Origin of the sequence: Streptomyces corchorusii (genome assembly GCF_001514055.1) — a bacterium.
GTDB lineage: Bacteria > Actinomycetota > Actinomycetes > Streptomycetales > Streptomycetaceae > Streptomyces > Streptomyces olivaceoviridis.
In genome coordinates, this window is the sequence record NZ_KQ948351.1 from 148,512 (window position 1) to 170,309 (window position 21,798).

Consider the following 21,798-nt stretch of genomic DNA (forward strand, 5'->3'; position numbering starts at 1 on the left):
CCGAGATCTCCACAGGCTAGGTAGCGCTGAACCGGCCTCACCACCGGATTCACTCGATCGAGACTCGTGAGAAGTTGCATGGCGAGAGTTCTCGTATGCCATGCTCAATCCCAGACCGCTACGCAATGCAGCCGTTCGGATACGGCAGGCGCGGGCATGTGCGTGGCCTGGGAGGGAGGGTGGTCTTGCCCATCTCCGGAACGACTGATGGCCGGCTGCGCTGCGTCTTGCCCTTCAAGGCGGCGCCAGTTGAGGTAGGTCTGCTGAGGAACGCAGCGGCGAGCCAGCTGACCAGGTGGGGAATGTCGGCAGCTGTCGACGAGGCTGAAGTCATCGTCACCGAGCTGGCGACGAACGTCGTCAAGCACGTGGGGGACGGTGCGGCGGCACTGGTGCTGGAGTGGAGGAGAGACCGGCTACGGCTGGAGGTTCACGACAGGAGCCCTGTGCTTCCTTCCGTCAGGAAGGCGGAGTGCTATGACGAGTGCGGCCGGGGCCTGCATCTCGTCGCGAGCCTGACCGCCGACTGGGGCGTGATGCTTACCGCCGTCGGCAAGGCGGTGTGGTGCGAAGTGCCACTCAGCTTGGGGGTGGCCGGCTGCCGAGTTGAGCGCGCTGTCGGTGTGCTGGAGGCGTATCAAAGCACTGGAGGCGCTCTGGAGCGGCAAGGGCGGAGCTGGGGGACCAGCCTTGAGGAGTCCGCGGTCGAGCTGATCGCCGGCCTGCTCCATTGGACCGCCGCACGTGGGCACGATCCCGATGACTTCCTCGACCGCGCCCAGACGTGCTACGAGGCCGAAGCGGACGCGGCCTGACCAGCGGACCCTGACCGGCAGAGGCCGAGCGCCGGCACCTTAACCAAGCGCGGCTCGCAGGATAGCGCCGGCGTCATCTGGCACGCCCTCCTCGTGCAGCTCCAGGGCGACCGCCATGACGTCCTGATTTTCCTGGTCCCGGCCGTAGACGTGGATCAGGTCGTCGGCTAGCCGGTCCCGCTCGCGATGTCTGAGTTCTGCCAGCACCAGCGCGGTCTCAGCCGGGGTGAGCAGCTCTGTCGTGCTCTGCCGGAGCAGGGTGAGGGCGAGATCTTCCCGGCCAGAGCTGTCCAGCTCCTCAGCCTGCGCCACGAGCTGCCGTGCCGCCGATACATCTCTCGTGCTCAGCTGCCGGTCCCTTGGCTGACGGGGGACCGGCAGCTGAGCCCTGGTGCCCTCTGCCGCCGCCAGACGTTCCCGCAGGCCGGCTTCGGTGGCAGCCTTTTCAGCCAATGCGGTCTTCAAATCAGCCACGGTGACCTTCAAATCGGCCACCACCGTCCGCAGCCTTGCCTCTTCTCTCCTGGCGGACCGCAGTCGCGTGGCGAGCCGTTTCCGCTGCTGCCGACGGCCTTCCTGCTGCCGCTGGTGCGCCGCGCACGCCGGACAGGGGGCGTTCAGCTGCTGAATGAGCGAATCGATTCGGCCGCCCATCTCCAGGCAGTGCTCGCAGCCCCGCTGTTCCCCCAGGGCGCTGATGTGGAGGCCTAGCAGTGCTTCGAGGCTGATCCCGACGTCCTGACCGCTGGCGGCGGCGTCAGCGCAAGCCTCCTTGTACAGACACTCAAGGAAGCCCTGGGGGGGAATCCTGGCGTCGTTCAGATAGCGCGACAGTTCATCAGCGGTGCAGTCCAGCCGTTTTGCCGCTTCTGTCTGCTTGAGGAACCTTTCTCCTGTTTCCCTTGGGTCGTCGGACCGCAGCAGGCGGCACAAGGCCCGCAGTGCCAAGCCGAGTTGGCGTTTCCTGGGGCGTACGCCGGGCTTGAACTCCTTGCCGGGGTCCAGCCAGCCGCCCCGGACCGGGCTGCGTCCAGCTGATGACATGCAATTACCCCTCCCTGGAACGCTCAGGTGCGACCAGCGTCGCCACCCCAAGCCCTGTCCATGACTGGGCAATTGTGCCCTCATGCTGCCCCTTCTGCGCCAGCCTTTCCTGTCATTTTCTGCGGGCCGGACTTGCTCGCATTGAGCAAGTCCGGCCCGCAGAAAATGCTTAGCCCGCGCAAGTCGGAAAGGGGCTGGACTTCCCTGCTGTTGTGGTGTCAGCTGGATACGCCGCCGAGGAGCACGGGAAGGCGGAGCCCCATGTGTCGTGCACTGCCAGTCGCAGTTGCGGCACGCTCCGAAATAAAAGGCTTGCCCTTGGCACGAGTTCATGGAGGCGTTTGTGGAAGAGATTCCGTCCTACCAGGACAAGAAGTTCGGAAGCATGGTCCGGGCAGCGCTGTGGCTGGTCTCCGTCGTGGGGGAGGGCAACATCTTCACCAAGGCGCAGCTGCGCGAGACGTTCCCGGACGTCGCGCAGATCGACCGCAGGCTGCGGGACCTGCGTGACCACGGCTGGCGGATCGACACGAATCGCGACGACCCCTCCCTGCTCCAGCAGGAGCAGCGGTTCGTGACCAGGGGCGCGGACGTATGGATCCCCGGCAAGTCGAAGGCGCCGAAGCACAAGAGCAGCCTGACCGCCGCTCAGCGCGCGAAGGTCCTCCAGGACGACAACCACCTGTGCCGGTCGTGTGGCATCGGTGCCGGCGAAGCGTACGAGGACGGCGGAATCGATCTGGCCAAGCTCAACGTCTCCCGGCGTAGGGTGCTCCAGTCCGACGGAACCGCTGACTACCAGCTCGTGACCGAATGCAAGAGGTGCGGGACCGGCGGCGGGGCGGACCGGGAGGTTGACCTCGGGGCGCTGCTGGACCTTGTGGAGAACCTCTCGTCGGTGGAGCGGCGTCTCTTCGCGAAGTGGATCGACGCTGACCAGCGTTCGTTCAGCCCGATCGAGAAGATCTGGGGCATCTACCGGACGCTGCCCCAGGAGTCGCGCGCCGAGGTGGCGCAGGCCATCGGTGACCTGGCCGACTGATCCAGGACCGGCAACGCAAGCTGACAGGACCGGCAACAGAAGGGACGGGGAAGGACATGGTGCGGGAGTTCCCGCCGCCGCCGCGCGCGGAGACGGTCAGTGAGCTGATCAGGAAGAGGCTGGAGGAGGTGAGGGCTGCCAGAGGCACCCGGGAGACCGTCACGGTCGACTGGAACGGACAGCAGATCCATGTCGATGTCATCGACCTGCCGTTGAACGACCTCTATCTCAACCCCGGTACCCACCGGATCCGTGCCCAGCGCAGCCACAGGCCGGACCAGGACCGGAACCTGGACAAGGACCCCTTCGGGGAGGCTGGCCAGGACTACCTGCGCAGCCTGCTCCAGGCCAAGCCTTCTGACCCGGATCTGCGGGATCCCGACTTCGACAAGCTGAAGGAGGACCTGGACAAGTTCGGCCAGAACGAGCCGGGACTGGTCACCCACCACGGCGTCCTGGTGAACGGCAACACGCGTGCCGTCGCTCTGCGGGAGCTGGGCAAGCAGTCGATGAGGGTAGGCGTACTCCCGTCGTCGTTCACGCAGGCTGACATCGACGCCGTGGAGCTGGCGCTCCAGCTCCGCCAGGACCAGCGGCGCGACTATTCGTACATCAACCGGCTGATCGCCATGGAAGAGCAGGCGGCGATGGGCCGGACGCCCGAGCAGATCGCCAAGGAGTTCCGGATCCGGACGGCGACGTACCACCAGGAGCGGTGGATCCTCAGCACGATCAAGGAGCTGAACGACCGCAGCGCGAGTGGCGGGGGCGTCGCGCTGAGGCTCGTCGACTGGGAGGGGGCGCAGGAGCGTCTCAAGGAACTTCAGCGCCTGTACGCGAAGTTGGGGACCCTGGACCCGGACCAGGCTGAAATCGTGAAGGAGCGGCGTCTGGCCGCTATCCTGCTGAACTTCTCGAAGACGGACCTGCGTCTCATCGACGAGGCGTTCCTGAAGGAGGAGTACCTGGAGCAGGTACTGCCGCCGGAGCTGGCTGACAGCGGGACCGTCGCCCAGCCCCAATCGGTGTCCATCCCCGGGCTGGACCTGGAGGTGCCGGCGACCACGTCGGCCGTGTCGGCGGCCCGTGCGCTGAACGACCGTATCCTCCGGGCCGCGGCTACGGTCCGGGACACGTCCGGGGGGCTGCCCGACAGCGAGAAGGCTTCGGCCCAGGCGCTGCTCGACCAGGCCAAGGAAGCCTTCGACCGGGCGATCGACAACGCCGGCCGCGACGCCCGGCTCCGCAAGCGCAAGCAGCTCGCGCCGGCCCGGCTCGCGGACGCGTGCGTCAACATCGACCAGTGCGTCATCGAGCTGGTTCAGGCACGCACCTCGAACAGCCTGGATGAGGAGGCCTTCGACGAGGCCGTACTCAAGCTCCGGGGCAGTCTGCGCAAGCTCGCCCAGCAGGCCGGACGCGGAATCCCGAACCCCGGCGACGGCGTCTCCTGGCTCCTTGCAGCAGCCACCGCGGAGGGCACCCAGTGACGGAAACGTCCCTGCACCTTGGGTTCGACGACTCGCGAACCCGTGTGGTCCTTCGGACCACCGAGCAGCACCGGCAGGACCTCGTCCAGCTGGCCGGCCGGTTCCGTACCGGCGGCCAGCTGGGCCCGCTCTCCGCGTCGGTGGCGCTGGACGAACTCCTGGTGAACCTGCCGGTCCTCAGCAGCTGGCCTGACCCGGCCGGCGTCGAGTGGGCCCCGGAACTGCGGAATCTCGTCTCTGGAGTGGTCAAGGACTCCAGACTGGTCGAGGAACGGCTGGCCGGCCCCGCGGCGCCCCCGGAGGTCGCCGCCGATGACGTGCTGAGCATGCTTGGAGACACCTGGAAGGAAGATCTCAACACCTTCCAGCGCCGGGACGTCGCCAAGCTGCTCTCGCTCGGGCACGGAGCGAACTTCAGCGTGCCCGGTGCCGGCAAGACTCGTGTGGCGCTCGCGGTGTACGCCGCTCAGCGGGCCAAGGGCGCCGCCAGCAGACTGTTGGTCGTCTGCCCGAAGTCGGCTTACGAGTCCTGGCGTTATGAGACCGCCGTCTGCTTCAACTACCCGCTGCGCACCCATGTGCTCGACGGTTCCCTGGATGAGTGGGCTGAGGTGCTCATCGTCAACTACGAACGGCTGGACCGCTCGTTGCCGCTCCTGGCGAACTGGCTCAAAGCCGCTCCCTCGATGATCATCCTCGATGAGGCCCACCGGATGAAGCTGGGCGCGCGCGGCACGTACGGTGCCGCGTGCATGGCGCTGGGTCCGCTCGCCGAACGCCGTCTCATCCTGACCGGGACGCCCGCTCCGAACGGTGCCAAGGACCTGGAGAACCTCATGGGCTTCGTCTGGCCGGGCCACGGCCAGCGGGCGGTCACCCGGGCGGTAGCGGGCGGAGACCTCGCCTACGCGAGTACGGTGCTGCGGCCGCTGTTCACCCGGACGACCAAGCAGGAACTCGGCCTGCCGCCGATGACCCTGCGGATGCGCTACGTCGACATGCCGGCATTGCACGCCGAGATCTACAACTCCCTGGTGGGCGGCATGTCCAAGGGCACCGCACGCGACGACCTGAGCGCGCTCGGCAAGACCGCGCTGCGTCTGCTGATGGCGGCGACCAGCCCGGCCCTGCTGCTGGAAGGCGCGACCAAGCACGAGCCGCTCGCCTACCAGTTGCCTCCGCTGGAGATCCCGGCGGGCAGCTCCCTGTATTCGCTGATGCAGAACCTGCCGGACTACGAGCTGTCCCCCAAGTACAAGGAAGCGCTGGCGATCATCGCCGAAAATGCCGCGCAGGGCCGCAAGACCCTGGTGTGGACGACCTTCGTGCGCAGCTTGACCACCCTGGCCCAGATGCTTCAGAAGTACAGCCCGGCTGTGGTGTACGGAGGCACGCCCGACCGGGAAGAGCAGTTGCGCCGCTTCCGTGAGGATCCCAGCTGCATGGTGCTGATCTCCAACCCGGCGACCCTGGGAGAGGGAATCAGCCTCCACCACGTGTGCCACGACGCGGTGTACGTGGACCGGGACTTCATGGCCGGCCGCTACCTGCAGAGCCTGGACCGGATCCACCGCCTCGGCCTTGCCCCCGGCACGGAAACAAGGGTGACCGTGATCGCGGCGCGCGGCACGATCGACGAAGTCGTTGAGGTGCGGCTGGACCAGAAACTGGAGTTCATGGGGAAGATCCTCGATGACCCTACGGTCCAGCAACTGGCTGACCTGGAGGAAGAGCCCTCCGTAGCGGCTGGACTGGCGCCCGGTGACATCGAGGCGCTGCTCCGGCACATCGGTGGTGCGTAAGGCGCATCCCGGCTCAAACCGCGCCGTGCCGATGGGGTCGTCGGCACGGCGCCAGGCTGCGTGGCCTGAATGGCCCAGGATTCTTCGGGGCAGGAAGCCCGGCATGGCCGATCTGATGACGGAGTGGGCGGCGCGGGTAGCGGAAACCGAGCTCAGTGCTGCGCTTCCACGGCGGTGGGCGCATACGCAGGGAGTGACTGAGCGCGCGACGGGAATCCGGCAGCTTCTTGGCGAGGACGCCGACCTGCTGACCGCTGCCGCCACGCTGCACGACATCGGGTACGCACCTCGTCTGGCCGTGACAGGGTTCCACCCGCTGGACGGGGCACGGTTCCTTCGTGACGAGCACGGGGCCGATGAGCGGCTGGTGCGGCTGGTCGCGAACCACTCCTTTGCTTTGCTGGAGGCCGAGGAGCGGGGGTTGCGGGAGGAGTTGGCGTCGGAGTTTCCGTTGCTGGAGGAGCCGCTGCTGGTGGACGCTCTCGTCTACTGCGACATGACGACGACACCCGATGGCGGCCGGACCAGTGCGCAGGGGCGGATCGCGGAGATCGTCGGCCGCTATGGCACGGACAGCGTGGTCAGCCGCTTCATCCGCCGTGCGGCGCCGCAGATCTTCTCTTCCGTGCAGAGGATCGAGGCAGCGCTGGCGGCTCAGCCAAGGTAGGGGTAGGTGCCGGCCAAGTAGTCCCCGATCTGCTGGCGCATGCTCGGGTGGATGTCGTACTGGTCGAGGTCGGCCGGCTGGACGAAGCGGACCCCGTCGGCCTCGTCGTTGATCGTGGGAGCTCCGCCGACGGGGCGGCCGATGTACGTGTTCTCGTACTGCTGGCGAATCTCTCCGTCGCTGTAGGCGACGATGTGGTTCGGGTTGGTGTAGACGCCGAGGAAGCCAGTGATCTCGGCGATGATGCCGGTCTCCTCCAGGCACTCGCGTACCGCGCACTCCGCCGCGGTCTCGCCGATGTCCTGCGCGCCTCCGGGGAGCGCCCACTGGCCGGTGTCGCGACGGCGCTGGAGGAGGATGGCTCCGGTCTCGTCGACGACGAGAAGGTTGCTGGCGGGGATGAGGGTGTTTGCCTTCGGGGCGGCCGGGTCGTTGTAGTACTCAGTCCTGCCCATGGGCGGCGGTCCTCTCACGGTCGGGCGTCCACGGCCGCGCGACGGCCCAGACGGAGTCGAAGCTCTGAGCGTAACTGTCGAACCATCCAGTTCCCTCAGTCCTCTTGAGGTGGAGCAGAGGGTTGGCGCTGGCCGGCTGCCCCCAGATGTGGGGATTGACCAGCAGGTTGTCGTCGTAGCGGAACATGGACGTGTAGAGCGTGGTGTCGTGGAGGCGTACGGCACACCCGGCCTCGCCCAGCAGGGTCCGGTAGTACGTCAGTGACGCCCGGATTTTGGCGGCGAGAGTGTCGCCGATTCCCTCTTCGCGGCCTCGGATCGCGACTGCCTGACCGTCCGGGTCGCCGAAGCACAGGCGCACCTGGACCCCCTCCGCGGCGCGCTCGGCGAGCATCTTGGCCACATGCGGATTGGACTGCGCGAAGAACGTGCCGGAGAAGACGAGGACACTGATCTCGTGCTGGGCCTCTCGCAGCAGCGAGAGCCAGACATCCCGCGGCACACTGGCCCGGTTCTGATAGGTGCCGACCAACTCGGTGCCTAACCCGTCACGCGCTTGGCCAGACCGTCGTGATGGCGCTGGCCAGAGGAAGGTCTCTTCGACGCGCAGGTGGCGGGCGGCGCGGAAGCGATGCCGTGCGTGTGGAACACGCCCTCCCAGCCATCGGCTCACCGTCTTAGGGTCCACCTCGCAGACTTCGGCGAGGGATTCGGGCGAGACACCGCGCTGCGCGAGCACAGAGTGCAGTCGGTCGTTCACAGCAGCCATGGAAGCGGCCCGTGCATGATCACGCAAGGACGTTATGGGACGTTGTCACGCGAGCAGAGCCCTGAGGCGACTGCCTACCCTGGCGCCATGGAGCTCATCGTCCTGTGGGACATCGACCACACCCTCATCGAGAACGCGGGGGTCAGCAAGGAGATATACGCTGCCGCCTTCTCATCACTCGCGGGACACGAACCGTCGGGGCCAGCGCGCACCGAGGGGCGCACGGACCGGCTCATCATGCGCGACATGTTCCTTCGCGAGGGGCTGCCCGTGCCTAAGTGGTCCGTCATCGAAGACGCTCTCACGCGGGCTGGACATGACCGCCTGGGTGATCTGCGCTCGCGGGGGACGGCTTTGCCGGGGGTGCACGAGGTGCTGAAAGCCGCGTCCGCGCGAAATGGATGGGTCTCCTCCGTCCTGACCGGCAACATCGCCGCCAACGCGCGCGTGAAGCTGTCCGTTTTCGGCCTCGACTCACTGTTGGATCTGCCTGTGGGCGCCTATGGAGCGGACGCCGAGCTCCGCCCCGGACTTGTCGCAGTCGCCCGCGAACGCATGCGGCGGCTCCGTGGCGTTCCGGCCGATGTGCCCGCCGTCCTGGTGGGCGACACTCCCCGCGACGTGGAAGCCGCCCTGGCCACTGGATCCGGGATGCTTGCGGTTGCCTCTGGTGTCCACAGTTCCGAGGAGCTGGCCGCTGCCGGCGCCCACGAGATCCTGCCCGGCCTGTCGGACACCAGGCGGGTCCTTGGCATCCTGGAGTCTTTCAGGGGCGCGTGAAACGTCCCAGGACGTCCTTGGACCGTCCTTGAACGCGGTGACAAGGTCCTCTGGCAGACGGCCACCATCAGGGTTCCCACCAGGCAGTCAGCCGAAGGAGCCCAAGTGATCGGGGAAGTCACCGGAATCAGGAAGATCCGGATGCTGTACTTGCAGCTGCTGTACCGCTGCAACTTCGCGTGCCTGCACTGCTTCCACGGCAAGCGGCTTCAGTATGGCGACACCTTCACCGCCGGGGAAGCCGTCAGCCTTCTCACCCTGATGCGAGACCAGTACGGCACGGAGGCCGTCACCCTCCTCGGCGGGGAACCGTTCGTCCACCGGGAGCTCCCGCACGTCGTCCGGCATGCCAAGCGGGAACTGGGCCAGCGCGTCGAGATCTGCACCAACGGATACCGGATCGAGCGCCGTCTGGCCGAGATCGCTCCGCACCTGGACCTGCTCCGGGTCTCCCTGGAGGGTGTCGGCTCGACCAACGACGGCATCCGCAAGCGCGGCAGCTACCAGAGCGCCCTCGACTCGCTCAGCCTGGCACGGGACCTCGGCGTTCCGACGGGCGCGACCATGACCGTGACCTCCCGGAACATCGGCGAGGTCCTCCCTCTCACCAGCATCCTGGCGCAGTTCGGGGTGCGGCAACTGAAGCTCCACCATCTGCGGCCGGTAGGCAATGCCGCCGGCCACCCCGAGCTGCTGGTCACGGATACGGCCGCCTACGGCCGGCTCCGCGACGAGCTCGCGGGAACCAGGCTGCCGCTTGAAGTGATCGTCGACGAGGACCTCTCCGAGCGCGGCGCTCAGAAGGTCTGCGCCGCGTCCGGCGGGCCGCGCGAGATCGACCGGATCGAGGCCGACCCGCGCGGTGCGCTCACCATGTCGTGCAAGGCCGTGGGCAAGGACTCCCACGCGTTCTGGTACGAGAAGAACGCGAACCGCATCGTCCACAGGCCCTCCGCGACCGACGAGATCACGCTCCCGGTACCGGACGTGGTGTACGCCCGTGCCTGACGAGCCAAGGTTCGAGAGCCTGGAAGGCTTACGGGGCACTGGGAAGTCGACGATCGCACCGATGCTCGCCGCTGCCCGTCAAGCCGTCCTCATCCCCACCGTGCCTGCCTTCTACCAGCCCCTCAGACACGAGGTGGACGAGCGGACGAATGTCGAAGCCCGGATGTGCCTGTACCTCTCCGCACTGTTCACAGCAGCCGAGGAGATCCAGCGCCATCTCAGAAGTGGCGTTCCGGTTGTCGTGGAGAGCTACTTCGCCCGGTGCCTCACCAGCCACCGCGCCCTGGGCGCCCGGCTCGGCGTTACTCTGCCGGCCTGGCTGCCCGCGCCCGTCTCCTACCACCTCGTCTGCGCTGACGACGAACGCCGACGCCGACTCGCGGCCCGGAACAAGCCGGCATCGCGGTGGGACGCGCTGGTGGAAACCGTCACGGACCGAGTGGCTGACGCCTACGGCGCGTTCCCGATGCGACGCATCGACACCACGGGGCTCACCCCCGAAGAGGTTCTCCGCGTGATCACCTCCACCGATACGCAAGGAGCGCACTCCCATGCAGACACAGAGCCTGTGGGAGCACACCCTCACTTTCTTCCCGCAGTTCCTCACGACGCTGCGGGAACGCGTTGCCCCTGATGCCACCATCGCGGTCGTCGGGGCGAGTGACGGCAAGTTCGTCCTGCCCCTGGCCGCCGCTGGATACCGCGTAGTGGCCATCGAACGTGACGCGCTCGCCGTACACGGAGGTGTCATCCGCCTACCGGATGACAGCGAGGTGCACGCCATGGGATTGACCGACCGCCTGAAGCTGGAGGAACTCCATGCCCGTGTGCAGGTGATCGAAGAGGACTTCCTTGCGGGGGAACCCCTGGACGTGCGGTGCGAGGCGGTCTGGACGAGCTGCTCGTGGCACTACAGTGCCAACCACCACCGCCCGCTCGCCGAGTTCGTCGACCGTATGCAGCGCCTGGTACGTCCGGGCGGTGTCTTCGGTGCGGAGTTCATGATGCCCGTCGAAAAGCGCCATCACCTGGTGGAGCACTACACCTCTCCCGAGCGCCTGCACCGTCACTTCCTCGGCGACTGGGACGTGCTGCTCACCCTGCGCACGAACGAGTTCGCCGAGCGGCCCCACGTCGGCCAGCCGCACCACCACATCCACCGCATGGGCCTGCTCCTGGCGGCCCGTTCGTCCACCCTCACCGACCGTTTCTGAGAGAAGGACCCATGAAGCACGAGTACGAGGCGAAGTTCCTGGCCGTCGACGTCGCCGGCCTGCAGGCCAAACTGTCCGCCCTCGGCGCCGTCCAGGCGCTCCCCCGTACCCTCCTGACCCGCAAGATCTTCGAGAACGACTCTCTCGACGGCGGGGCGTGGCTCCGTCTGCGGGACGAGGGCACCCGCTCGACGCTCACGCTCAAGCAGGTCACCGACGCCACGACGATCGACGGCACCAAGGAGATCGAGACCGAGGTCGCCGACTTGCACGCCATGGCCGGCATCCTCCGCCGGGTCGGCCTCACGGAGGTCCGCTACCAGGAGAACTACCGCGAGGAATGGCGCCTGGGAGAAGTCGCCTTCGACTTCGACACCTGGCCCGACCTCCCCACCTTCCTGGAGATCGAGGGTCCCGACGAGGCGTCCGTCCGGCAGGCTGCCGATCTTCTGGGACTCGACTATTCCGAGGCCCGGTTCGGCAGCGTCGACGAGATCTACAAGAGCGAGGCCGGCCGTGACATCCTCGCCGAGCCCACCCTGCTGTTCTCCGACGGCGAGAAGCAGGAGAACGCTTCCCCGGCGGCCCAGGGATCCTGATCGGGGAAGCGTCCGAACCATGCTGACGGAAGCCGCCTTACAGCACAGGGTGATCCCCGGGATCGCAGAATTCGCCCGAGGCGGTCTACCCGCCCCAGCGGCCACGGACGACGGCAACGAATGGGTCGACGGGTTCTGCTGGCTCTACTGCGGCCAGCGCTGGACACGCGTCCTGTGGATCGGCCCCGCGAGCGTCGCCGGCGCCCAGGCTCCCATGTACGCGTGCGGGCCCTGCATCCGCGAGCTCCAAGCACGCGTCTGGGAGTCGCTGCTCAGCAGGGACGAACCGGCTCCTCCTGACCAGTTGAACGAGGCCACCGCCGCGGGACCGCCCTCGGCCCGGCGTACTGGCAGGCACCGAGGCCAGAGCAGGTTCCTCCGTCGCGGTTAATCCCCCGCCCTGGCCACGGCAAGCCTGCCGTCCCCCGCGGCACGAGCCCCGTGGCCAGGGCGGGTTTCTAGTGGTACACCTGCAGGCCGGTAACGGGCCTGCCGCCGCCGACCGCGGCGATCCGGCAGGGATGCTCGTTCGACGAGGACCGATCACGATCGGAAAGGCAGCAGTTGCTGAGATCACAGGGTTGCGAAGTATCCCGTGACCTCAGCTCTGCCCCTCTGGGGCGCAAGGCTGTTTGACAGTGGGAGACTCGTGGGTGTCGAGTGCTCAAGGGGCAGCGGGTGATCGCGGCCTCTGGGACACTTGACCTTGGTTTTGAGTCAATCCTGGAAGGAACACCATGAGCGCCAGCGGTAGTGAGCGTCCGCAGTTCAGCCGGCCACTGACCTCGCTGGAGATCTGTGCCGGTGCGGGCGGGCAAGCCGTTGGACTGCATAACGCGGGGTTTGACCACCTTGACCTGGTGGAGTGGGACTCGCACGCGGTGGCTACCCTGCGGGCGAATGTGGGCAGCTGGCCGGGGTGGGGCCAGGGCCGGGCTGATGATCTCAAGCCCATGGATGTCAAGGAGTTCCTGAAGCCAGGCGGAAACGCTGGCCCCGGGGTCGAGGTAGAGGACTTGGATCTGCTGGCCGGCGGAGTCCCCTGCCCGCCGTTCTCGTTGGCCGGAAAGCGCTTGGGAAAGGATGACGAGCGTGACTTGTTCCCGGATGCGCTGAGGATCATCGAAAAACTCAGGCCGAAGGCGGTCATGATTGAGAATGTCCGGGGAATTCTAGAGCCTCCGGAGGTCTTCATTGACTACCGTCGGGATATTCTGAGTACGCTTCGCGATCTGGGTTATGTGGTTCCCGAAATCAAGAAGAGCTGGTCCGCTGTGGAGCAGGACCGCGTCATGCGCCAGGTGTGGCGTCGGATTGATGCCAGTAGATTCGGTGTACCCCAGTTGCGTCCGCGGGCGATCCTGGTTGTGATCCATGAAAGCGTGCTGGCAGATTCCGATGTGGAATTCGTTTGGCCGTCCAGACTCAAAGGCAAGCAGGCGACCGTGGTGGGAGAGCTCGCAGCCAGCATGGAAGCGCGCTGCCGCATGTACTGGGACAAGAACAAGTATGGAGAGCCAGCGAAGCCAGGAGAGCGTACCGGGGAACATGTGTACCTGGACTGGTTGCGCAAGGCTGCGACGGCCGCGGAGCTGGGCCGGGGTGTCGCTCCGACCCTCGTGGGAGGCTCAAGGAAGCATGGCGGCGCGGATCTAGGGCCGACGAGGGCCAAGCGGGCCTGGGCGCAGCTTGGTGTAGATGGCATGGGTGTGGCCAACGAGCCTGGGAAGTGCGATCCCGAACGGGACCTTTTCCGCCCTGCTGGCCCTATGCTGACGGTAGAGCAGGCCGCAATTATCCAGGGGTTCCCGGCGGACTGGAAATTCCAGGGCCGGAAGACTGCTCAGTACCGACAGGTCGGAAACGCCTTCCCCCCTCCGGTGGCAGAGGCGGTGGGGCGTGCCATCGCCGCAGTGCTCCGGCCCGAGTACCGCGATCAGCTTCTGCGTGATTACGAACTTGACACCAAGGGCGTCGATGCGGACGTGTCGCCGTCGGAACAGATGGTTCTGCCAGTGTCAGGCGCGCTTGTCGTCGGTAACCCGTCGGCGGCGCACGACCTCGGCGATCTCGTCCGCGCAGGCGTCTGACGGCTCGTGCTCCCAGAAACGGAGCACTAGCCATCCGGCATTCTTCAGACGCTGGTCGGTGTCCCGGTCCCGCGCAACGTTGCGAAGTACCTTTTCCGACCAGTAGCCGGAATTGGTTTTCGGTGGTACGTAGTGCTCGGGGCAGCCATGCCAATAGCAGCCATCGATGAAGACGGCCACCTTCGCCGGACGGAAGACCATGTCCGCCGTCCGGCGAAGGTCCGGCAGGGGGCGTGCGGCGACGCGGTAGCGCAGACCGCGTGCGTGAACGAGCCGCCGGATCAGTGTTTCCGGCTTGGTGTCCCGGCTACGGATCGCCTGCATGTTGCGACGACGTGCCGCGGATGAGGCCCAGGAGCCTTCTGGCGGGTTCCATGGAGGGACGTCGGACACGCGTGTAAGCCTAGCCCGCTGACGTCACTGTCCATGACACTCTGCGTAGACCTCCCCCGTCCCACACCAGCACGACGCCCCCCGCCCCGGCGGCCAAGCCACCGCTCGCCCCCGGGCCGCCAGCGTCGTCGCGTACTGGGGGAGCAGCGTGGGGTCCGTCGGGGACGTGCCCTCCGAGGCCGCGAACGCCTCGTACGACGGGACCGTGCCCGTCACGATGCCCAGGTTGGGCGTGCCCGAGGCGGACAGCTCGCGCAGGGAGGACTCTATGGTCGCCAAGTGGTCGGCGTGGGACGGGTACTCCGAGGAGAGGGCGGGGTACGCCGAGAGGAGCTCGGAGAGTTCCGGGGCCGGCCAGTGGAGGACCGCCACCGGGAACGGGCGGGAGAGGGCCTCGCGGTAGGCGCCCAACTCGGCGCGGAGGCGGGAGATCTCCGCCGCCAGTTCCGCCGGGTTGTCCGAGCCCAGGGACCACACGCGTTTGGGGTCGTGGAGTTCGTCCAGGGAGACCGGGGACGTGTGCAGGGTGTCCGCGAGGGTGTCCCGGTCGTCGTGCGGCAGGCCCAGCATGCGGCGGACGCGGTGGCGGCCGTACAGGAGGGGGTGGGTGGCGGGAGGGGGCTCCTCCGGCGAGTCCGGCAGCAGGAGGTCCGCGGCCTCGCCGAACGTCTCCGCCGCTGCCTCCAGCTCGTCGTGGGACTCCAGGGCCTCCGCGACGATCACCCACGGGGCCGGGTCCCGGGGCGCCGTCGTGCGGATGCCCTCGATGATCGCCCTCGCCTCGGCCTCATGGCCGTACTCCCACAGGTTCGACGCCTTCAGGGCGCGGACCAGGGCGGGGTTGTCCAGCCCGTCGGCGGACGTCAGCAGGCGGTCGTAGAGCGCGGTCGCCGCGGGGCGGTCGCCGGACAGCTCCAGGTGGGCCGCCGCCCGCAGGAGGAGGGTCTCGGCGTCCTCCGGATACAGGCCGGCGGTCCGCTCCAGGCGTGCCGCTTCGGCGGTGTGGTCGACGGTCTCGGCAGGCGTGTCGGGGCGCATGGGGGACACCGTACTGCCGGGACGTGACGAACGTGAGGCGCGGTGGGCTGCCGAGGAGGGGGCCGTTTCGTCGGTACGCGTATCCGAACGGCTGCCGGGACGCCCTTTCCCTGCCATGGCCGTCACACGGTGACGCCGTCGATCCAGAGCGTCTGCACCGACTTCCCCTCGAATCGAAGGGGACGGACACCGACGTGCCGTTCAGGCGGGTGTCCGAGCGGGCCGTGTACCGGTCGCCGCCCGTCGGGTGGCCGTGTTCCAGCGCGGGAGCAGGCCGCCCGGGCCGCCGGACACGGCGGTGAAGCGGGAGAGGTCGAAGGTCAGGGTTTGGGCCGAGGGCGAGGTGTTCGAGGCGACGATCACCAGGCGTTTCGCCGACCGGTCCAGTGTGCGGGTCGTACGGCACGGCGATCGGCGCAGGCGTGCCCGCTGCGGGCGGGTGCTGTGGGGCGGGGGCGAGGTGCTCGTGACCGCCGGGCTGGTTCTCCTGCTGCTGGTCGCGCACCCGATGTGGTGGACCAACCGGGAGGCCCGGCGCGGCACCGAGCGGAAGGCGGCGGCGCTGGAGCGGGAGTGGCGCGGCGGTACGGCGGCCGGCGACGACGGTACGACGAGTGCGGACGGCGGTACGGCGGCCGGTTCCGGCGGCCCTCCCGGCGGTTCCGGTGCGCCCTCCGCCGTGGGAGCCGCGGAGTCCAGGGCCGCGGGCGCCTGGCGCGGGCCCCGGCGCCCGTACACCCCGGACGTACTGAACAAGGGGTACGCCGGCCACTACCGCGGGACGGCACAGCCGGGCCGGCCGGGAACTTCGCGCTCGCCGGGCACCGGAACACGCACGGTGAGCCCTTCCGGTACCTGCCCCGGCTGCGGCGCGGGGACGCCGTCGAGGTGGAGACGCGGACGGCGACGTACACCTACGACGTCGACCGGATCCTGCCGCGCACCTCGCCCGTGGACTCCGCGGTCGTCCGGCCCGTCCCGCGCTCGCTCGTCCGGCCGGGGTACGGGTACGACGAACCCGGCTACTACATCACCCTGACCACCTGCACCCCGGAGTTCACCTCCCGGTACCGGCTGGAGGTCTGGGGGAAGCTGGTGTCGATGCGGCCCGGGTGAGCGGGGGCGGCCGAAGCGCACCGGTTCACCCGGGCCCACTCCGACCCGGCCCACTCCGGCCTACACCAACTCACGCCCGCTCCCGCAGCGCCAGCACGCTCACCGCGCCCGCCACCGCCAGCCCCGCCGACACCAGCAGGGCGATGTTCGTGCCCCGGGCCAGGCTGCCGCCCGACGTGGCGATGGCGATGGTCAGGGCCACACCGGCGCAGGAGCCGATGTAGCGGAAGGTCTGCTGGGCGCCGGAGCCCATCGCGGCCCGCTGCGGCGGCACCGAGTCGACGGCGAGCAGCGGCAGCGCGCCGTTGAGCAGGCCGCTGCCGAACCCGCCGACGATCAGGCCGGGCAGCAGCCGGGTCCAGGAGCCGGCGCCGACGGCGCCGAGCATCGTGACCATGGCGACCGTGTGCAGGGCGAAGCCCAGGGCGAGCTGGGTGCGGGCGGGGACGCGGCCGGCCAGGTGCTTGACCTGGAGGGCGACGACGAAGCTCAGGCCGGACCAGAGCAGGAACAGTCCGGCCGTGGCCAGCGGGGAGAGCCCGAGCGACTGCTGGAGCAGCGCCGGCAGGAAGCTGAACAGGCCGATCACGGCCAGGCCGGTGAACAGGCCGCCCGCCGAGGAGGCCAGGAAAGGGGCGTGGCGCAGCAGTCCGAGGTCGATCATCGGGGTGCCGGTCCGGTGCTCCACCGCGACGAACACGGCGACCAGGACGACGGCCGCGGCGAACAGCAGCCCGACCGGCGCGCGCAGCCAGCCGTCCCGGCCCAGCGTCAGGGCGGCGACCAGGGCCACCAGCGCCAGGCCGAAGGTGAGCGCGCCGAGGGCGTCCGGCCGGCCGCCGCGCGGGGCGCGTGACTCGGCCAGCGCCCGGGTGCCGAGCGCGGCCACGACGAGGGCGGCGGCGCCCAGGACGCCGTAGGCCACCCGCCAGGTCGGCAGCGCGCCCGCGAGCAGCGGGCCCGCGGCGATGCCGCCGCTGACGAAGGCGCCCCACACCCCGGTGGCGTGCAGCCGGCCGCGCGGGCTGGGGAAGGCGTGCACGATCAGGCCGAGGGCGCTGGCCAGCAGGGCCGCGCTGGCCGCGCCCTGGGCGACGCGGGCCAGGGTGAACTGCCAGGTCGACGTGGTGAAGGCGCCGAGCGCGGTGGTGAGGCCGAGGGCCAGGGTGCCGGCGAGGAAGATCCGGCGGCGGCCGTAGTCGTCGGCGAGGCTGCCGGCCACCAGCAGGAGGGCGGCGAGACCGAGGGGGGCGCCGTTGAGCAGCCAGGCCTGGGCGGACAGCGGGGTGTGCAGGGCGGCGGCGGTGTCCGGCAGCGTGACCATCGGGGCCGTGTACGTCATGAGGGCGACGGCGGTGGCCGCGCTGGTCAGGGCGAGGGTGGCGCGGGGGCGTGCGGGGGCGTCCCGGGGACTGGTCCGGCGCAGGGAGGCGGGGGAGGTGGCGGAGTCTAGCCGGGGCATGGCCTGTCCTGTCGTGAGGTCATTGGGTCCGATCGTTAGGTTCGGTGGATGAACCGACCCCTCTCCGCCACCGTAGCATCGTAAGTTCGTTCATTGAACCCATGTGGGGTCCGTGGTTACAGTGGAGGGCATGGCACTGGGCAAGGACTACGTGACGCAGGAGTGCTCGATCGCCCGCGCGCTGGAGGTCGTCGGCGAGCGGTGGACGCTGCTCGTCGTCCGCGACGCGATCTACGGCGTCCGGCGCTACAACGACTTCCTGGCCCACCTCGGCATCCCGCGCGCCGTCCTCTCGGCCCGGCTCCGCACGCTCACCGAGGAGGGGATCCTCGAAAAGCGCCGGTACCAGGAGAGTCCGCCCCGGGACGAGTACGTCCTCACCGAGCGCGGCACCGCCCTGTGGCCCGTGCTGCGCGCCCTCGGCCACTGGGGCCGCGAGCACGTCGACGCCCACCGGCTGCGGCTCTTCCAGCACGCGGACTGCGGCGGGGAGGTCGAGCCGTACGGAAAGTGCGCGGCGTGCGGAACTCTCGTGCCGGTCGCGGACGTTGTCATGGTGCCGGGGCCGGAACTCGACTCCGCGCCGGCGGACCCGGTCAGCAGGGCGCTGCTGCGGCCCAAGCGGCTGCTGGAGCCCCTGGAGACCGAGCCGCCGCAACCGGCACCATGACGAGTGGTCACGGAAGACCAGGAGTGCGGAGGGGGGAGTGCTGATGTCCGGTCGTGTCGCCGCCGCGCGTCCCCGCGCCCTCCTGCTGCTCCTCGTGCACCTGCTGCTGCTCCAGGCCGCGCTGCTCGGCACCGGCGGCCTCACCACCGCCGTCGCCCTCGCCGCGACCGCTGCCGCCACGCTCGCCGCCTGCGCCCTGCTGGCCGCGCGCAGCGTGCCCGCCGTACCGCCCACGCGCGTCCGCACGGCGATACGCGACCGGGCCCGCCGTACGGCCTTCCTGCCCCAGCGCGATCCCGACGCGCCCGGCCGGCGGCGGCCCAGAGCCCCCGGACACGCCGGTCCGGCGACCGCCGCGTAGGGCACGTCCGCACCCACGTCAGCGCGTGACCCCGCGCGGGTCGTCCTGCCGATCTCCCCACAGGACCGGCTGTTCCCGGTCCCTCATGACCAGTCGCTCCGGTTCCTCAGGGCCGGCTGCTTCCGGTCGTTCCCGGCACGACGAGACCCCCGGAGGGCTCACCCATGTCCGTTTTCGCGCGCCTGGTCGAGCACCTGGCCGATCTGCTGGCCCCGCTCTTCCACGCCTCCGCGGCAGCCGCCGCGATCGTCCTGTTCACCGCACTCGTACGGCTCCTCGTCCACCCGCTGTCCCGGGCCGCCGCCCGCGGCAGGCGCGCCCGCGCCGCGCTCCAGCCGAGAATCGCCGCACTGCGCGAGAAGCACGCCAAGGACCCGCAGCGACTCCAGCGGGCGGTCCTCGACCTGCACGCCGAGGAGAAGGTCTCACCGCTCTCCGGCTGCCTGCCCAGCCTGCTCCAACTGCCCGCGTTCTTCCTCCTCTACCACCTCTTCTCCAGCACCACGATCGGCGGCGAGACCAACGGCCTGCTCGGCCACCGGCTGTTCACGGCCCCGCTCGGCGGTCACTGGACCGACGCGCTGGCGGACGGCGGGGCGTTCGGCCCGGCCGGACTGGTCTACCTCGCTCTCTTCGCCGTCGTCGCGGCCGTCGCCACCGTCAACTACCGGCGCGCCCGGCGGACACTGGCCGAGCAGCCCGCACCGGCCGGCGCCGGGGGCGAGGTGCCCGGGCTCGGCGCGGTCAACCGGGCCGTACCGTTCCTGTCCTTCTTCACGCTCGTCACCGTGGCGGTCGTCCCGCTCGCCGCCGCGCTGTACGTCGTCACCAGCACGGCCTGGAGCGCGGCGGAACAGTCCCTGCTGTCCCGCTGACCGGTCGACGTCGCCCCTGTGTCCCTGGTCACAGTCCAGTACGTGAACAGGGTCTTGTGGAGTGGACGGTGTAATTGGAGGATCGGCCAGTCCTCCGATGGCTGCACACATCGGCCGGGCGCCGCCGATCGAGGGAGATGGTGACCATGAAGCTGCTGCGAGTCGGTACGGCAGGGGCGGAGCGCCCCGCACTGCTCGACACCGACGGGACCCTGCGGGACCTGTCGGGCCTCGTGGACGACATCGACGGCGCGCTCCTCGCCGACGACGCCGCGCTCGGCCGGATCCGGGCCGCGGCCGAGGCCGGTGAGCTGCCCGCGCTGGACGCCACCGGTCTGCGGATCGGGCCACCGCTCGGCCGCATCGGCAAGATCGTGTGCATCGGGCTCAACTACCACGACCACGCCCGCGAGACGGGCGCCGAGCCGCCCGCCGAGCCGGTGGTCTTCATGAAGGCGCCGGACACGGTCGTCGGGCCGAACGACACCGTGCTGGTGCCGCGGGGCTCGACGAAGACCGACTGGGAGGTCGAACTCGCGGTCGTCATCGGCCGTACGGCCCGCTACCTGGACTCGGCCGAGGAGGCGCTCGCGCACGTCGCCGGGTACGCGGTCGCGCACGACGTCTCCGAGCGCGAGTTCCAGATCGAGCGGGGCGGGACCTGGGACAAGGGCAAGAACTGCGAGACGTTCAACCCGCTGGGGCCGTGGCTGGTGACGGCCGACGAGGTCCCGGACCCGCAGCGGCTGTCGCTGAAGCTGTGGGTGAACGGGGAGTTGAAGCAGGACGGTACGACGGCCGAGCAGATCTTCCCCGTGGGAGAGGTCGTGCGGTACCTCAGCCGGTTCATGACGCTGTACCCCGGCGACGTCATCAACACGGGGACGCCGGCGGGGGTGGCCCTGGGGCGGCCCGAGCCCAAGCCGTACCTCCGGGGCGGGGACGTGGTGGAGCTGGAGATCGCGGGGCTCGGGCGGCAGCGGCAGGAACTGAAGAACGCGTAGACGCTCCGCTGGGCAGCGCCGGGGAGGCGCGAGTCCGCCATCGGCGCCGGGTGGTTCCGGTCGGTCGCGCCCCGTGGCGGGGCCGTGGTGCCGTGGGGCCGTGAGTCAGCGGCACGGCCCCACGCTTGTGACACCGGTCGGCTCACGCCGCGGCGCTCGGCCGGTTCACGCCAGCAGCGAAGCCAGGGTGCGCCATTCCTTCCTCGGGAGGGAGTCGCCCGCGTCCGCCCGGACCACCTGGAGGGCCACGTGGTCCGCGCCCGCCTCGTGGAAGGCGGTGACGCGCTCGCGGACGCGGGTCTCGTCGCCCCAGGCGAAGACCGCGTCGACGAGACGGTCGCTGCCGCCGTCCGCGAGGTCGGCCTCGGTGAAGCCCATCCGCAGGAAGTTGCCGGTGTAGTTGGGGAACCCCAGGTAGCGGGCCAGGTAGGCGCGGGCCGTCTCCCGGGCGCGGGCCGGGTCGGTCTCCAGGACCACCTTCAACTCCGGCGCCAGCAGCGGTCCGTCGCCCAGGATCTCCCGGGCCTGCGCGGTGTGCTCGGGCGTGACCAGGTAGGGGACCGCGCCGGCCGCGCGGTCCCGGGACAGCTCCAGCATCTTCGGACCCAGCGCGGCGAGCACACGGCGGTCGGCGGGCACGCCCGCCGCGTCCAGCTCGTCGAGGTAGCCGACCATGGCCGCGTACGGGCGGCGGTAGTCCTTCACCAGCGGGCCGTGGCTCACGCCGAGGCCCAGGGCGAAGCGGCCGGGATGCGCCGCCTCCACCTCGGCGAAGCCGGCCGCCGTCGTCGCGGCGTCCTGCTGCCAGACGCTCTGGATGCTGGTGCCGACGACGACGCGTCGCGTGGCGCCGATGAGCGGGGCCGCGTGGTCGACGGTGCTGCTGCCGCCCAGCCAGATGGCGCCGTACCCGAGTTCCTCCAGCTCGGCGGCGGCCTCGTCCAGTTCGCCGCGCCGGGAGGGGTCCTCCGAGCGCAGCTCGACGCTCCAGACGCCGTGGCGGCCGACGGTCTCCTTCAGTGAAGCGGTCATCGGATGTGAGCCCTCCGGTGGTGGTCCGTGCCGTGATCCCACGGCCTCTCTGTCTGCCAACCGGAGGGCGTC

22 protein-coding genes and 2 pseudogenes are annotated in these 21,798 nt (G+C 69.4%); 16 read left to right on the forward strand and 8 right to left on the reverse strand.

The annotated features are described in order from the left end of the window. Positions 1–179: 179 nt before the first annotated feature. Positions 180–815 (forward strand): ATP-binding protein, encoded by a 636-nt coding sequence (locus AQJ11_RS00640; RefSeq protein ID WP_059261461.1) that lies wholly within the window; start codon positions 180–182, stop codon positions 813–815. 39 nt (positions 816–854) lie between these two features. Here AQJ11_RS00640 and AQJ11_RS00645 read toward each other — a convergent pair whose 3' ends face one another. Further along, on the reverse strand, positions 855–1,859 hold the full coding sequence (locus tag AQJ11_RS00645; protein ID WP_159061619.1) for a hypothetical protein: 1,005 nt from the start codon (positions 1,857–1,859) through the stop codon (positions 855–857). Positions 1,860–2,202: 343 nt separating this feature from the next. Here AQJ11_RS00645 and AQJ11_RS00650 point away from each other — a divergent pair, with 343 nt between their 5' ends. The 4 genes from AQJ11_RS00650 (at position 2,203) to AQJ11_RS00665 (ending at position 6,860) form a co-directional block, all read left to right on the forward strand. Next, a complete protein-coding gene (locus AQJ11_RS00650; RefSeq protein WP_244218063.1) occupies positions 2,203–2,901 on the forward strand; it encodes a hypothetical protein in 699 nt (232 codons plus the stop codon). A gap of 56 nt (positions 2,902–2,957) precedes the next feature. Beyond that, on the forward strand, positions 2,958–4,391 hold the full coding sequence (locus tag AQJ11_RS00655; RefSeq protein WP_059261464.1) for a ParB N-terminal domain-containing protein: 1,434 nt from the start codon (positions 2,958–2,960) through the stop codon (positions 4,389–4,391). A gap of 221 nt (positions 4,392–4,612) precedes the next feature. Next, on the forward strand, positions 4,613–6,193 hold the full coding sequence (locus tag AQJ11_RS00660) for a DEAD/DEAH box helicase (protein ID WP_398780054.1): 1,581 nt from the start codon (positions 4,613–4,615) through the stop codon (positions 6,191–6,193). Positions 6,194–6,296: 103 nt separating this feature from the next. Beyond that, positions 6,297–6,860: an HD domain-containing protein gene (locus AQJ11_RS00665; protein ID WP_059261466.1), complete on the forward strand. Its 564-nt coding sequence runs from the start codon at positions 6,297–6,299 to the stop codon at positions 6,858–6,860. Here AQJ11_RS00665 and AQJ11_RS00670 read toward each other — a convergent pair. Next, positions 6,848–7,315 (reverse strand): NUDIX hydrolase, encoded by a 468-nt coding sequence (locus AQJ11_RS00670; RefSeq protein WP_058080688.1) that lies wholly within the window; start codon positions 7,313–7,315, stop codon positions 6,848–6,850. The two genes, AQJ11_RS00665 and AQJ11_RS00670, sit on opposite strands and share 13 nt — an antisense overlap. Then, on the reverse strand, positions 7,302–8,075 hold the full coding sequence (locus AQJ11_RS00675) for a helix-turn-helix domain-containing protein (RefSeq protein WP_208616413.1): 774 nt from the start codon (positions 8,073–8,075) through the stop codon (positions 7,302–7,304). Before AQJ11_RS00675 ends, AQJ11_RS00670 begins: the two co-directional genes overlap by 14 nt. A 96-nt stretch (positions 8,076–8,171) precedes the next feature. On the opposite strand from AQJ11_RS00675, the gene AQJ11_RS00680 reads away from it, so the two are divergent. From AQJ11_RS00680 to AQJ11_RS00705, 6 genes are all read left to right on the forward strand, one after another. Continuing rightward, on the forward strand, positions 8,172–8,864 hold the full coding sequence (locus tag AQJ11_RS00680) for an HAD family hydrolase (RefSeq protein WP_059261880.1): 693 nt from the start codon (positions 8,172–8,174) through the stop codon (positions 8,862–8,864). A 105-nt stretch (positions 8,865–8,969) separates the two neighbouring features. Beyond that, complete coding sequence (locus tag AQJ11_RS00685; RefSeq protein ID WP_059261468.1) at positions 8,970–9,872, forward strand: radical SAM protein; 903 nt, start codon at positions 8,970–8,972, stop codon at positions 9,870–9,872. Beyond that, positions 9,865–10,506: a P-loop nucleotide/nucleoside kinase family protein gene (locus AQJ11_RS45195; RefSeq protein WP_244218064.1), complete on the forward strand. Its 642-nt coding sequence runs from the start codon at positions 9,865–9,867 to the stop codon at positions 10,504–10,506. The genes AQJ11_RS00685 and AQJ11_RS45195 overlap by 8 nt, the downstream gene beginning before the upstream one ends. Next, entirely contained in the window at positions 10,424–11,086 is a 663-nt protein-coding gene (locus tag AQJ11_RS00690; protein WP_058080685.1) for a class I SAM-dependent methyltransferase, read from the forward strand. Before AQJ11_RS45195 ends, AQJ11_RS00690 begins: the two co-directional genes overlap by 83 nt. Before the next feature lie 11 nt (positions 11,087–11,097). Next, entirely contained in the window at positions 11,098–11,685 is a 588-nt protein-coding gene (locus AQJ11_RS00695; RefSeq protein ID WP_059261469.1) for a class IV adenylate cyclase, read from the forward strand. Positions 11,686–12,422: 737 nt separating this feature from the next. Further along, positions 12,423–13,775, forward strand: a complete 1,353-nt coding sequence (locus tag AQJ11_RS00705; protein WP_167360843.1) for a DNA cytosine methyltransferase — start codon at positions 12,423–12,425, stop codon at positions 13,773–13,775. Here AQJ11_RS00705 and AQJ11_RS45200 read toward each other — a convergent pair. From AQJ11_RS45200 to AQJ11_RS45205, 3 genes and pseudogenes are all read right to left on the reverse strand, one after another. Further along, positions 13,704–14,168 carry a very short patch repair endonuclease gene (locus tag AQJ11_RS45200; RefSeq protein ID WP_079082185.1) on the reverse strand — a complete coding sequence of 155 codons (465 nt, stop codon included), beginning with the start codon at positions 14,166–14,168 and terminating at the stop codon, positions 13,704–13,706. The genes AQJ11_RS00705 and AQJ11_RS45200 overlap by 72 nt on opposite strands. Before the next feature lie 24 nt (positions 14,169–14,192). Then, positions 14,193–15,206 carry a tetratricopeptide repeat protein gene (locus AQJ11_RS00710; RefSeq protein ID WP_059261471.1) on the reverse strand — a complete coding sequence of 338 codons (1,014 nt, stop codon included), beginning with the start codon at positions 15,204–15,206 and terminating at the stop codon, positions 14,193–14,195. 122 nt (positions 15,207–15,328) lie between these two features. Beyond that, positions 15,329–15,590 (reverse strand): annotated as a pseudogene (locus AQJ11_RS45205) (beta-1,6-galactanase); the annotation flags it as partial. 55 nt (positions 15,591–15,645) lie between these two features. Between AQJ11_RS45205 and AQJ11_RS50255 the strand changes: the two are divergent. Further along, a pseudogene (locus AQJ11_RS50255) lies at positions 15,646–16,322 on the forward strand (class E sortase). Between the two features lie 70 nt (positions 16,323–16,392). On the opposite strand, the gene AQJ11_RS00720 reads toward AQJ11_RS50255, so the two are convergent. After that, positions 16,393–17,784, reverse strand: a complete 1,392-nt coding sequence (locus AQJ11_RS00720) for an MFS transporter (RefSeq protein ID WP_059261472.1) — start codon at positions 17,782–17,784, stop codon at positions 16,393–16,395. Positions 17,785–17,914: 130 nt separating this feature from the next. Between AQJ11_RS00720 and AQJ11_RS00725 the strand changes: the two genes are divergently transcribed. From AQJ11_RS00725 to AQJ11_RS00740, 4 genes are all read left to right on the forward strand, one after another. Next, on the forward strand, positions 17,915–18,454 hold the full coding sequence (locus AQJ11_RS00725) for a winged helix-turn-helix transcriptional regulator (protein ID WP_398779987.1): 540 nt from the start codon (positions 17,915–17,917) through the stop codon (positions 18,452–18,454). A 43-nt stretch (positions 18,455–18,497) separates the two neighbouring features. Next, positions 18,498–18,815 carry a DUF6412 domain-containing protein gene (locus AQJ11_RS00730; protein WP_059261881.1) on the forward strand — a complete coding sequence of 106 codons (318 nt, stop codon included), beginning with the start codon at positions 18,498–18,500 and terminating at the stop codon, positions 18,813–18,815. A 164-nt stretch (positions 18,816–18,979) separates the two neighbouring features. After that, positions 18,980–19,690 carry a YidC/Oxa1 family membrane protein insertase gene (locus AQJ11_RS00735; protein WP_059261474.1) on the forward strand — a complete coding sequence of 237 codons (711 nt, stop codon included), beginning with the start codon at positions 18,980–18,982 and terminating at the stop codon, positions 19,688–19,690. Between the two features lie 146 nt (positions 19,691–19,836). Further along, entirely contained in the window at positions 19,837–20,694 is an 858-nt protein-coding gene (locus AQJ11_RS00740) for a fumarylacetoacetate hydrolase family protein (protein WP_014672945.1), read from the forward strand. 165 nt (positions 20,695–20,859) lie between these two features. Here AQJ11_RS00740 and AQJ11_RS00745 read toward each other — a convergent pair whose 3' ends face one another. Continuing rightward, the gene (locus AQJ11_RS00745) at positions 20,860–21,726 is read right to left on the reverse strand and encodes an LLM class F420-dependent oxidoreductase (protein ID WP_059261475.1); all 867 of its coding nucleotides are present in this window, start codon (positions 21,724–21,726) and stop codon (positions 20,860–20,862) included. Between the last annotated feature and the right edge of the window lie 72 nt (positions 21,727–21,798).